The 13,492-nt window shown below is 31.9% G+C and carries 10 protein-coding genes and 1 pseudogene; 7 read left to right on the top strand and 4 right to left on the bottom strand.

Annotated features, from left to right (window positions below; translation table 11 throughout):
- The 3 genes and pseudogenes from Q4528_RS03655 to Q4528_RS03645 all read left to right on the top strand — a co-directional run.
- Positions 1-240: LPXTG cell wall anchor domain-containing protein (locus Q4528_RS03655; protein WP_303520552.1), on the top strand; the 240-nt coding region annotated here is incomplete at its 5' end.
- Between the two features lie 696 nt (positions 241-936).
- Positions 937-4,350 carry a fibrinogen-binding adhesin SdrG C-terminal domain-containing protein gene (locus tag Q4528_RS03650; RefSeq protein WP_303520551.1) on the top strand — a complete coding sequence of 1,138 codons (3,414 nt, stop codon included), beginning with the start codon at positions 937-939 and terminating at the stop codon, positions 4,348-4,350.
- A gap of 134 nt (positions 4,351-4,484) precedes the next feature.
- Positions 4,485-6,095, top strand: a pseudogene (locus Q4528_RS03645) (poly(glycerol-phosphate) alpha-glucosyltransferase).
- 47 nt (positions 6,096-6,142) lie between these two features.
- On the opposite strand, the gene Q4528_RS03640 reads toward Q4528_RS03645, so the two are convergent.
- The gene (locus tag Q4528_RS03640; protein WP_046466386.1) at positions 6,143-7,627 is read right to left on the bottom strand and encodes a glycosyltransferase family 4 protein; all 1,485 of its coding nucleotides are present in this window, start codon (positions 7,625-7,627) and stop codon (positions 6,143-6,145) included.
- Positions 7,628-7,817: 190 nt separating this feature from the next.
- Here Q4528_RS03640 and Q4528_RS03635 point away from each other — a divergent pair, with 190 nt between their 5' ends.
- Positions 7,818-9,119, top strand: coding sequence for an MFS transporter (locus Q4528_RS03635; RefSeq protein WP_046466387.1), 1,302 nt, complete (start codon positions 7,818-7,820; stop codon positions 9,117-9,119).
- Between the two features lie 94 nt (positions 9,120-9,213).
- Here the strand turns inward: Q4528_RS03635 and folE2 are convergent, their stop codons facing one another.
- The 3 genes from folE2 to Q4528_RS03620 are packed head-to-tail and all read right to left on the bottom strand — an operon-like array spanning position 9,214 to position 11,147.
- Positions 9,214-10,092, bottom strand: a complete 879-nt coding sequence (folE2, locus tag Q4528_RS03630) for a GTP cyclohydrolase FolE2 (RefSeq protein ID WP_017636402.1) — start codon at positions 10,090-10,092, stop codon at positions 9,214-9,216.
- A 12-nt stretch (positions 10,093-10,104) separates the two neighbouring features.
- Positions 10,105-10,770 carry a bacillithiol biosynthesis deacetylase BshB2 gene (gene bshB2 / locus Q4528_RS03625; RefSeq protein ID WP_017636401.1) on the bottom strand — a complete coding sequence of 222 codons (666 nt, stop codon included), beginning with the start codon at positions 10,768-10,770 and terminating at the stop codon, positions 10,105-10,107.
- A 14-nt stretch (positions 10,771-10,784) separates the two neighbouring features.
- Complete coding sequence (locus Q4528_RS03620) at positions 10,785-11,147, bottom strand: YojF family protein (RefSeq protein ID WP_176745285.1); 363 nt, start codon at positions 11,145-11,147, stop codon at positions 10,785-10,787.
- 237 nt (positions 11,148-11,384) lie between these two features.
- Here Q4528_RS03620 and nagB point away from each other — a divergent pair, with 237 nt between their 5' ends.
- The 3 genes from nagB (at position 11,385) to hxlB (ending at position 13,394) form a co-directional block, all read left to right on the top strand.
- Positions 11,385-12,116, top strand: coding sequence for a glucosamine-6-phosphate deaminase (gene nagB / locus Q4528_RS03615; protein WP_017636399.1), 732 nt, complete (start codon positions 11,385-11,387; stop codon positions 12,114-12,116).
- Positions 12,117-12,210: 94 nt separating this feature from the next.
- A complete protein-coding gene (gene hxlA / locus Q4528_RS03610; protein WP_029056369.1) occupies positions 12,211-12,843 on the top strand; it encodes a 3-hexulose-6-phosphate synthase in 633 nt (210 codons plus the stop codon).
- A gap of 2 nt (positions 12,844-12,845) precedes the next feature.
- Positions 12,846-13,394 carry a 6-phospho-3-hexuloisomerase gene (gene hxlB / locus Q4528_RS03605; protein ID WP_046466388.1) on the top strand — a complete coding sequence of 183 codons (549 nt, stop codon included), beginning with the start codon at positions 12,846-12,848 and terminating at the stop codon, positions 13,392-13,394.
- Positions 13,395-13,492: the final 98 nt, after the last annotated feature.

Here is a 13,492-nt window from a genome sequence, read left to right as displayed (position 1 = left end):
GACAGCGACTCAGATTCAGATAGCGATTCCGACTCAGATAGCGACTCAGATTCAGATAGCGACTCAGATTCAGATAGTGACTCAGATTCAGATGCAGACAAAGATCATTCAGATGATAAAGCATTACCAGAAACTGGTGAAGAATCAAATTCAAATAATGCAACATTATTCGGATCTTTATTTGCTGGCTTAGGCTCACTATTCTTATTGGGTAGACGACGTAAAAAAGAAGATAAATAAGAAACTCATTTTAAAAGTGCTACTAGTTGCCATAGGGAGGTAATTAGTAGCATTTTCATATTTATTATTATTAAGATAAAGCGATAAAAATAATTGTGATACAACTTATATTAGTTTTAAAATGAATATGTTTTTGAATTTTTAATGAAATACAAAAATGTTTTAATAAAGTGTAAAAATATTAAGTTTAACTTAATATTTAACGTTGACTAACATTTAAAAAGGTTATATAATTTTAAATGCAAACGATTGAGGTTAATTGGTGAAAGAAATTATGTGAAGTATTTTGTCAATTGATTAAAGAGTATAAAATAATTAAATATCTCAAATAACAACTATATAAATCTAGATAATCCTTTTGAATGTTATATTTAGAACAGATAAATATAAGGCAGATCGGTTACCCATATATTTATGTCATTTCTAAATAAAAATAACACCTATAATAAAGAGGATTATTTTTTTTATACATTATAAGTATTTATTTTTTATGTAAAAACAATAAATGGTATGGAATTTTCTGTTTTAAAAGAGAAGTTTTGACCTTACATTCTTTAATTTAATTATTTATTATAGTATTTTGTGGATATTAAATGTTGTAAAATTTGATTGTTTATATTATTATTTAAAGCGACAGCTACTAATTTTTAAGTGGTTGTTACATACAGTTATTAAGAAGTAACTAGGAGGAAATATATGAAAAAAAGAATGGATTTTTTACCTAACAAATTGAACAAATATTCTATCAGAAGATTTACAGTAGGGACTGCATCAATATTAGTAGGGGCTACTCTATTATTCGGTCTTGGAAATCAAGAAGCTAAAGCAGCGGAAAATAATACAGAAGAGACATCAACACAAGCAAGTGAAGATACATCTTCACAAGATGATGCTGTTAAACAAAAAGGCGATGTTCAAACAAGTGAACAAACTAAAAACAATAGTGATATTCCTGAACAAACTGATGTAACAAACGACAATAATGCATCAGAAGAACAAACTACTCAAGAAGATTCGAAAGCAAATAATTCTGAAGAGTCATCAACACAAGAAGACTCAAAAGTAGATACAACTAAAGAAGAACCAACAAAAGAGGCTCCAAAAGCAGAAACAACTGAAGAGTCATCAACACAAGAAGACTCAAAAGCAGATACAACTAAAGAAGAACCAACTAAAGAGTCATCAAAAGCAGAAACAACTGAAGCACAAACAACAACAGAAGATTCAAAAGCAAGTACTACTAAAGAAGAACCAACAAAAGAAGCACCAAAAGCAGAAACAACTGAAGCACAAACAACAACAGAAGATTCAAAAGCAAACACTACTAAAGAACAATCAACTGAAGAAGCATCAAAAGCTGAGACTACTACAGAACAAACTCCTGAATCAACTCAAACTGATTCAAAAGAAACTACTTCAGAAGAAACACCTCAAACAACAACTCAATCTCAAAATTCACAAAAAACAAATAATACACAAGATGTTGATACTGTAGTTAACGATGTTCAAAATGCTACAACAACACAAGATAAACAAGATGCATTAACTAATTACATTGCTGATACTAATAACACAAGCAAAGAAGATGCTAAAGCTCAAGTTAAAGACTTAAATTTAGACTATAATAATCTTGATGAAAATACATTATTAAGTGCATTAGCTAAAGATTATTCAAATAAAAAAGAATCTACAGCAACATATGCAACTGCTCGTGCCTCTGAATCAACTGCTAAACCAGTGAAGAAATTTGCTGTAAGAAAATTGGCTGCAGAACAAGGTACAAATGTAAATGATTTAATTACAGTTGTTAGTCAATCTATTACAGAAGGTAATAGTGAAGATGGCGTTATAGAAGCTCACCAAGGTGAACCAGTCGAATATCAATCTCAATTCAAAATTGATAATAAAGTTAAATCTGGCGATACTATGACTATTCAATATGATCCACGTATGATACCTTCAGATTTAACAAAAGATTATACTCCAGTTGATATAACAGATCCATCAGGTGAAGTGATTGCTACTGGTACTTTTGATGAAGCAACTAAAACATCAACATATACATTTACGAATTATGTTGATAAATATGAAGATGTAACTGCTAATCTTGATACGTTCTCATATATTGATAAAAAAGATGTACCAAATGAAGAAAATCTTGATTTAACTTATGGTACTGCAGGTAAAACAGTTTCTAAAAATGTAGATGTTGAATATCAAAGACCAATTGTACAAGGATCATCTAACATTCAATCGATCTTTAGTAACTTAGATTTAGATAAAGATGAAGTTGAACAAACAATTTATGTGAATCCTAAGAAATACAATGCTAATAATTCAAGTGTATGGATTAGAAGTGGTGGCTTTGATGACGACGGTCAACCATATAATGGCTATGGAAGTACTATTATTGACAATAATACTGACATTAAAATTTACAAAGTTGGTGACAACCAAGAATTACCACAAAGTAATAAAATTTATGATTATAGCCAATATGAAGATGTAACAGATCAATTTACTATTGATAAAAATGCTAATGCTAACTCAGCAAATATAGACTTTGGTAATATTGATTCAGCGTATATTGTTAAAGTTGTAAGTAAATTTACACCTGGTGCTGAAGATAGTTTATCTATACAACAGGCAGCACGTATGACAACAACAAATAGTAATGGCTATCCTCAATATTCTCAGTATACAAATACAGTTAATTCTACTAGTGACTCAGGTGGCGGTAATGGTACTGAAGCACCTGAAAAATTATATAAAATTGGAGACTATGTATGGGAAGATACTGACAAAGATGGTGTACAAGGTACAGATTCTAATGAAAAACCAATCCCAGGTGTCTTAGTTACATTAGAATATCCAGATGGCACAACTAAATCTGTAAGAACAGACGAAAATGGTCATTATGAATTTGATAATTTACATGATGGAGAAACATATACAGTTACATTTGAAACGCCTGAAGGCTACACGCCAACACAAGTTAAAGTTGGAGACGGATCATTGGATTCAAACGGTAGTTCTGTAACAGTAACTATTGATGGTCATGACGATATGACTTTAGATAGTGGTTTCTATAAAGAAGATACTGATTCAGACAGCGATTCTGATTCAGATAGCGACTCAGATTCAGACAGCGATTCAGACTCAGATAGCGATTCAGATTCAGATAGCGACTCAGATTCAGACAGCGATTCAGATAGCGATTCAGATTCAGACAGCGATTCAGACTCAGACAGCGATTCAGACTCAGATAGCGACTCAGATTCAGACAGCGACTCCGACTCAGATAGCGATTCAGACTCAGATAGCGACTCAGAATCAGACAGCGACTCCGACTCAGATAGCGATTCAGACTCAGATAGCGATTCAGACTCAGATAGCGATTCAGACTCAGATAGCGACTCAGATTCAGACAGCGACTCCGACTCAGATAGCGATTCTGATTCAGATAGCGACTCAGACTCAGATAGCGATTCAGACTCAGATAGCGACTCAGATTCAGATAGCGACTCAGATTCAGATAGCGATTCAGACTCAGATAGCGACTCAGATTCAGACAGCGACTCAGATTCAGACAGCGACTCAGATTCAGATAGCGATTCCGACTCAGATAGCGATTCAGACTCAGATAGCGACTCAGATTCAGACAGCGACTCAGATTCAGATAGCGATTCAGACTCAGATAGCGACTCAGATTCAGACAGCGACTCCGACTCAGATAGCGATTCCGACTCAGATAGCGACTCAGATTCAGACAGCGACTCAGATTCAGACAGCGACTCAGATTCAGATAGCGATTCAGACTCAGATAGCGACTCAGACTCAGATAGCGATTCAGACTCAGATAGCGACTCAGATTCAGACAGCGACTCAGATTCAGACAGCGACTTAGACTTAGATAGCGATTTAGGTATTGATACTGATTCAGATAGCAATCATGACGATGACAAAGGTCATTCAGATGATAAAGCATTACCAGAAACTGGTGAAGAATCAAATTCAAATAATGCAACATTATTCGGATCATTATTTGCTGGATTAGGATCATTATTCTTATTCGGTAGACGCCGTAAAAAAGATGCAGATAACAAATAATATTCGATTATTTAATAAATAGTCATTATTGAAAAACCAGGTCTAATAGGCCTGGTTTTTATTCTATATAAAATACATGCATTAAAATTAATGATAAAATTAAAGAAATACTTGTATTAAACATGGAAGGAATCATGAGAATAGAAGATAGAGTTAGTAAGTTACTCAGTGAAATTAACATTGAAAAGTTCAAGGATTCGAATGCATTTGTTAGTTTGGGGAAACCTAACGTAAAAGCAACTGTTAAATTGTATAAAAAGATAAACTACTTAGAGAGATATTAATAAACAATGTCTTAAATTTAAAAAACAATCTGGTGAATATCCGGAGTGGATAAAACTTGATTTTGTGACAGATCAAGAAAATATTACTTTTAATGAAGTTAAAGAAGAACTTGAACAGACACGACGTAATTATGTACACTTTGGTGTTGCATTTGACCAATACTGGAATTTAGCCTTTTTACCGGAAGAAATCAATGTTAATGCATTTTTAAACCTGATAAAGCGACTGGTGAATTAGAATTAGCTGAAGATAATATTAATAACTATTTAAGAAAATATACTAGCCACAAAAAAGAATTTACAAACGAGTTTTACAATGATAAAAATGTCATAAAGTTTTCAACTTAAAGCTATATGTTAGATGGTGATGAAGTATTTGAATTATTTTCTGATGGAAATAGAAAGGGATTGCGTAAAGTAAATAATTTACATCAAGAAATAGACAAAATGATTAATACTAGTGTCCCTTATTTGAAAAATATGATAACTAAAAACGGTAAGTATAATTATGGTTATTTCCCACATTTTGATAAAAAAATAAATTTCTATAATATATTACGACATTCTTCATCTACCTATGCATTAATTGAAGATTTAAATTATTTGAACCAATCAATTGAACCAGTTGAAAAAGCCATAGATTATATAATTGATAATTATATTTATGAACAAGATGGCAGAGGATATGTTTTTGATAATACAGAGAACAGTAATGAAATTAACTTAGGTCAAAATGCTTCATTTATATTTGCAGTCTGTGAATATCTTAAAAAGAATAAAAATAAACGTTATTTAAATACGACTCAAAAGGTAGCCAAGGTATATTGGCCATGATCAATGAAAATACCTTTGAAACTACTCATGTATCAAATTATCCTGATTTATCAGTTAAAGAACAATTTAGAATCTATACTATGATGGAGAAGCAGCACTTGCATTATTGAGAATATATCAACACAATCAAAATGAAGTCTGGTTGAAACAGTAAAAAATCTATTTGAGTTCTTTATTAAAGACGAATACTGGCAATATCACGATCATTGGTTAGGTTATTGTACGAATGAACTAGTACAAATTTCACCAGAAGATAAATATATTATTTTTGGTATTAAAAATGTGAGTGAAAATCTTGCGTTCATTAGAAGAAATAAGTTAGCATTTGCTACATTTTTAGAAATGTTAATGGCTTCTTATCGTTTAATTCAAAAAGCTAAGTCTATTGGTAAGCAAAATCTAGTTGACGAGAATATAGATGAAGATAAATTTATAGATACTATACATTTAAGAGCTGATTACCAAAGAGTAGGGTATTTTTATCCTGAATTGGCTATGTGTTTTAAAAATCCACAAAGAGTACTAGTTTCATTCTTTGTTAAAGACCAGGGATATAGAGTGAGAATTGCTAATATAGAGCATTTTCTTTCAGTCTATGTCCAATACCAAAAAGCATTTAAAAATTAAACGAAATTCCCGAGAAATCATATGTCTCGGGAATTTTTTAATGAAGATTATAGTGTTTTCAAGAATGTTTTCCATTGATCAATTAAATTGTCTTCAGAAAATTGATTTGCTACTTTGACGCTATTAACAGAAAATTCATGTTGTAATTCTGGATGGTCTAATAGATATTTCACTTTTTCATATAAGGCATTTTCATCGTCTTTCTGAATTAAATAACCATTCTCTCCATTATTAATCATTTCGGCTGGACCATATTTGATATCGTAACTGATTACTGGTACACCGTGAGAAAGTGATTCAAGAAGTGACAAAGAGAACCCTTCCATATTACTAGTTATAATAGAAAGATAAGCATCTTTAAATTCATTTTCTAAGTCAGGTAAGAAACCACGTAATAAGACACTATTTTCTAATTGTTTTTCTTTAATTAGAGTTTCTAATTTTGCTTTTTCTATACCTGAACCATACATATGTAATTGTATTTCAGGATAATCTGCTTTTAATTTTTCGATTAATCTAATTTGATGATCTAATTGTTTTTCAGGTGAATATCTAGCAATAGATATCAATTTTTTAACTGGAATTTTTTTAAGTTCGCTTTTAGTTGATGATGAGAAACCTACAGGTAAATTAAATATAGGTATTTTATTTTGTATGCGATTTGAAACGTCTTTTTTTTGTTCATTAGTTGAAGTAATGATTGCTTTGTATCTGTTTAAATTATTAAAAACTGGTTTATAAATATTTTTATAATTAGAACTATTAATTTCTTGCGAATTTTTCACATGAGTACTATGTAAAACAGCTACTACAGGGATTTTTGAATCAGTCAAATTAAATGCAGGAGATGTATTTCTGTTTTTATCACTAAAGAATAAATCTCCTTCTTGATATAAATCTTCAATGAAATAAGCTACAAGTTCTTCTTCACTATTAAAGAAATAGTGCTTTTGGTGATGATTTAAGACGATTAAATCCAATTGAGATTCACCAGAAACAGTGTGGTAATATTTTTCAATCAATATTTCACCATTTTCGTTATGATAAGATTCATACACAGTTTCTTGACGCCCTGTTAAAATTTTTGTACAACTTAAAAAACCTCTAATATCAAAAAGTTCTCTTTTAACTTTTCTTCTATTTTTATCAAAGTAATTAATGTAATCAATATGTTTATAACTACGATTTAAAAAGTGGGCATACATAATGAATGTTTTGCCATCATAAACTCTAATGTCGTTAGTGTTAGGAATGTATTCAATATTAAAATGACATTCACTTTCCCAATATGTTATCCAATCGAAATGATATGACTCAGTGACATCATCTATTTCTTGGAAATAATCGTACATATTAATAAAATCTTCTCTATCGATGAAGTCGTTATGTTGTTTAGATAAATAACGGTTCCATTTAATAAAAACGCATTTAGCAGGTAAGTCTGCCTTTTTAAATAGATAAAGACGATTGATTAAAGCTTTCTCAATACCTGTTATAGTACTTCCTAAATTAAAGCCTACAAAATAATTCATAAAACTACCCCATACTTAACATATTTTTCATTTATTATAACATGAATATTACATATAAATATATAAACGCATGCAATATTCATCTGTTTTCTAAATCATTTTAAAATTCTAACTATTTGTGGTAGCGCTTACAAATAAATGTGTGATAAACTACATACAAGTGTAAATGTTCATGAAGGGGTGGGGCTTAATGAAACGTTATCGTTATTTTATTATTACTATGATTGTGCTTATGACAATGATTAATTACATTGACAGGGGGGCCATTTCATACGCGCAAGAAGATATTATTAAAGAATTTGGATTTGACACGATTGCTTGGGGAACTATTCTTGGCTATTTCGGTTATGGTTATATGTTTGGTTCCCTATTAGGTGGAATTACAGCGGATAAAAAAGGGCCAAAATTTGTTTGGATTGTAGCAGGAACAGCTTGGTCATTAGTTGAAATTGGAATGGCATTTGCTGGGGAACTAGGTATAGCAGTGTTTGGTGGTTCAGCTTTAGCTGGTTTTGGTATGCTACGCGTTATGTTTGGTATAGCTGAAGGTCCAATATTTTCAACAATCAGTAAAACAAATGCGAACTGGGCAGCACCAAAAGAAAGAGGCTTACTTTCTGCCTTAGGATTAATTGGAGTCCCTCTAGGCGCAGTAATTACAGCTCCAATAGTTTCAGGCTTTTTAACTATTTCAAATTGGCGTCTATTATTTATTTTACTAGGTTTATTAGGTCTTGTTTGGGTAGTTATTTGGGCGAAGGTATTTACAGATTACCCTGAAGATAATAAAAGAATTTCTGAAGAAGAACTTAAATCAATACGTTCTACAGAGGATAGTTTAAATGTTGAAAAGACAGTTGATACTGAACAATCTAAAGAAAAATGGTATCACTTTTTCACAAGTACAACACTTATTTGTAATATGTTAGGTTATTTTGGTTTCCAATATGTGAACTTCTTGATATTAACTTGGACTCCTAAATACTTACAAGATGAATATCACTTTGAAATACACTCTTTATGGTATTTAGGTATGATTCCTTGGATAGGTGCGGTGTTCACAGCATACTTTGGTGGTCAACTTTCAGATTGGCTTAGAAAGAAAACGGGAAGTTTAAGAATTGCACGATCAGGTTTATCAATAGCTGGTATGATTTGTGCAGGAACATGTTTCGTGATTATTCCATTTACGCATAGTATTGTCGCAGTGATGATATTGATGATGATAGGAAATGCCTTTATCTTCTTACCAAACGCAGTTTATTGGGCAGTTATCATTGATACTACACCAAATAATACTGGTACATTTGGTGGTATCACACATTTCTTTGTTAATACAGCGACAGTTATTGCACCAACATTAACAGGTTACTTAGTAGCATCATATGGTTATTCTTCAATGTTCGTTTCTGCAGTAGTAGCATCATTGATTAGTATTGTTGCAATGTGCTTTGTTAAACCAGGTGAAAAGAAAATGCATATTTCAAAATAAAAATAACCTGAGACTTAATTACAAGTCTCAGGTTAACAAATAAATAATATATTGGCAGTCCATCCGTTATAGAAATATCGGATGGACTGTTTTTTTATTTTCTATATTTTAAGCGAGCAAATGCATCATGTTGGTGTATTGATTCTTCATTTCTGCATTCAATGTCAAATCCCTCAATCCAATCGAATTCAACTAAATCTGCAGCAATCAAACGAATTAAGTCTTCAACAAAACGTGGATTTTCATAGGCACGTTCTGTAACACTTTTTTCGTCTGGGCGTTTCAATATAGGATATAATATTGAACTAGCGTTAGCTTCCATAGCATCTAAAATTTTATCTTTGTAATCATCTATAACTATGTCATCTTTGTTTAGATATGCTTTAACTGTAACAATCCCACGTTGGTTATGCGCAGAGTATTCGCTGATTTCTTTAGAGCAAGGACATAAAGTAGTAACAGCTGCTTGAATAGTTACTTCTTTACGCGTAACTTTAGTACCTTCAATTGCAATACCATAAGTGACATCAGCATTTCCAATCGCTTTGATATTAGTTACAGGGCTAAAACGATCAAAGAACCATTTACCACTAACATCAACACCGGCAGCATTTTGGTTCATTTTTTCTTGCAATGTTCGTAAAACATGGTATAACGTATTAAATTCCAATTCAATACCATTATTGTAATGTTTTTCAACACTTTCTAAAATGCGGCTCATATTTATGCCTTTTTCATCTTTATTTAAACTTGTTGAAAAACTAAATGTACCTGCTGTTTGAAATTGATCAATTAATACAGGATAAGTTAAGTTTTTAATACCAACTTCTTCGATTTCAAATAAGAAGTTTTTGTGCGTACTTTGCAAATCAGTCATTTCATTTTTAGTTGTGGGTTTCGTACCTTCGATAGGGTCAACAGAACCAAAATGTTTCCATCGGCCTTCACGTGTAGATAAATCAAATTCTGTCATTGTTAACCTCCATTAAGATTCGAAATGATAAGTCCAGAATGGTTCAATTTCTAAAAAGCTATGAACTTCTCCACCAACTTGTGGACTTGCTAATTCTTTTAAAAATGGTCCAGTTTGTGAAGCATGTGCTTCAAAGGCTTTAATTTTAATATCCTTATATTTAGAAATATCATTTTGGATGTCAGGTTCACCTAATATATCGGGTGCATCATTACTAAACGCAACTAATGTTAATCTTGGACGTTCATTCTCTGGCATACGACCAACAGTTCTTACTACTGCTTCACCAGTTGCTTCGTGGTCTGGATGAACTGCAAATTTCGGATAAAAAGAAATAATTAATGAAGGATTAGTTTCATCAATCAAATTTTTAACCATATCATCCATTTGATCATGTGGTTCGAATTCAACAGTTTTATCTCTGAGTCCCATTTTTCTTAAATCAGTAATGCCAATCGCTTTAGCGGCATTTTCCAATTCTTTTTCACGAATATCTGGTAATGATTCTCTAGTAGCAAATGGAGGATTACCCAAATTCCTGCCCATTTGGCCTAAAGTTAAACAAGCATATGTTACCGGAACGCCTGCCTCGATATAACTTGCGATTGTTCCCGCAGATGAGAAGGCTTCATCATCTGGATGAGGGAATATAACGAGTACATGTCTTTCATCTGTCATGAATCTTACCTCCTCTATATTGTAAATGGCTTATCGCTAATTTCTAATGTAGCAGCCAATTGTCCTTCATAATTAAATCCAGCTATGAGACATTCATTATTTTGGTTAACTTCATAATGTGTTAGTCCCTGAACATAAACCCAACCTCCGTCGCGAAGTTTTAATCCGATACGGTATGGATCTTTATCTCCACCTTTAAGTTGTGCATGTTCAAATGTTACTTGTATATTTCTCAAAAAAGTACCAGCATTAAATACACGTTCATCAAAATGGTTAGCATAAGCACCATTTGTTGTTTCAACATGTAGGTAAACGGGTTTGTTTTCATAAGAAGTTAATAAATCCATTACTTCTTCATATTTAATAGGTTCCAACACGTTCACTCCTTACACCATTCAATGTGTTTATCAGTCTATTTTACTAAAAACAACTCAATAAATGTACATCTCTGCTCAATTTATTTAATTAATTTTGTAATTATTTCCATATATTAACATTTTCATGAAGGGATATCACTTTATTACGGAAAAATGTTGTGTCGTGTTATAATCCAAAATGTAATTAAGGGGTTGGTTATTATATTGTTTGGTAGTAATTATTTGAGGTGATTTATTATGAAAATTATTAATTTAGGCACTAAAGAATTAGCATCATTTTATGTTGCTTGCGAATTATTTAAACAAATGGATGAATATCCAAATAGTAATTTAGGTTTAGCGACTGGTGGAACTATGACAAATGTTTATGAACATTTAGTTTCGTTATTAAAGAAAAATCAATTAGATGTATCAAAGATAACAACATTTAATTTAGATGAATATGTTGGTTTAGAGCCTGAACACAATCAAAGTTATCATTATTATATGAATCAAATTTTATTTAATCAGTATCCGTATTTCAATCGTCAAAATATTCATATACCAAATGGAGATGTCTCCAACTTAGATGAAGAAGTGAAACGGTATAATCAAATCATTGAATCTGAGGGGCCTATCGACGTTCAATTGCTAGGTATTGGAGAAAATGGGCATATAGGATTTAACGAGCCTGGAACAGATTTTGATAGTGAAACTCACGTAGTTGATTTAACTGAAAGTACGATTAAAGCGAATAGTAGATACTTTAATCATGAGTCTGAAGTGCCTAAACAGGCAGTATCTATGGGACTTCAATCCATCATTAAAGCTGAAAGAATTATATTATTGGCATTTGGCGAGAAAAAAAGACAAGCCATAAACAATTTATTAACTCAACCTATATCAGAAGATATTCCATCTACCATTTTAAAAACACATGCTAATGTAGAAATATATGTAGATGATGCAGCTGCACCGGATGTCGATTAGCTTATAAATATACGCTTCGTTTAAAGTAAAAGTTTAAAGGGTAATTCATTCAATGTGAGAGAAAAAACAGTTTAAACTGAAAGGATGAATTATAATGGAATTACAATTAGCAATTGACTTATTAAATAAAGAAGAAGCAGCAGAATTAGCGAAAAAAGTAGAAGAATATGTTGATATTGTTGAAATTGGTACTCCAATCGTAATTAATGAAGGTTTACCTGCAGTACAACATTTAAATGAAAATATTAACAATGCAAAAGTTTTAGCTGACTTAAAAATCATGGACGCAGCGGACTATGAAGTTAGCCAAGCAGTTAAATTTGGTGCAGATGTTGTAACAATTTTAGGTGTAGCTGAAGATGCTTCAATTAAAGCGGCAGTAGAAGAAGCACACAAAAATGATAAACAATTATTAGTAGATATGATTGCAGTGCAAGATTTAGAAAAACGCGCAAAAGAATTAGACGAAATGGGTGCTGACTACATTGCAGTCCATACTGGTTATGATTTACAAGCAGAAGGACAATCTCCATTAGATAGCTTACGTAAAGTTAAATCAGTAATTAAAAATTCTAAAGTAGCTGTAGCTGGCGGTATTAAACCAGATACTATTAAAGATATTGTTGCAGAAGATCCTGACTTAGTTATTGTTGGTGGCGGTATTGCTAACGCTGACGATCCTGTAGAAGCTGCTAAACAATGTCGTGACGCTATTGAAGGTAAGTAATTATGACTAAATTTAATAATTATCAACTCATTTTAGATGAGTTAAAAGGAACTTTATCTCACGTAAAGGATGAAGAATTCGACGGATTTGCTTCTGAAGTAACAGAAGCTTCACGAATCTTCGTTGCAGGTAAGGGTCGTTCTGGATTTGTTGCAAATAGCTTTGCAATGAGATTGAATCAATTAGGCAAGCAAGCATTTGTCATTGGTGAGTCAACGACGCCATCTATACAAAAAGGCGATTTATTCATTGTCATTTCTGGTTCAGGTTCTACAGAACATTTACGCTTATTAGCTGATAAAACAAAATCAGTGGAAGCAGAAGTTGTACTATTAACTACTAAACTTGATTCTGCAATTGGTGAAATTGCAGACACGGTTGTTGAATTGCCAGCAGGTACTAAACATGATGCTGAAGGTTCAAATCAACCATTAGGTAGTTTATTCGAACAATCGTCTCAAATCTTTTTAGATAGTATTGTGATTGGTTTAATGAACCAACTTAATGTTGACGAAACGACAATGCAAAATAATCATGCAAACTTAGAATAAATAATCAATTTAGGCTGGGACATAGAAAGATGTCTCAGCTTTTATTATGGCATAATATATGTTAATTTTGTTATATAATAAAAAGATAAACCTTAATT

The organism is Staphylococcus pasteuri (genome assembly GCF_030547725.1).
GTDB classification, from domain to species: Bacteria; Bacillota; Bacilli; order Staphylococcales; family Staphylococcaceae; genus Staphylococcus; species Staphylococcus pasteuri.
Note: the sequence above shows the minus strand (reverse complement) of the source record. Positions and strands in the feature narration are given on the sequence as shown.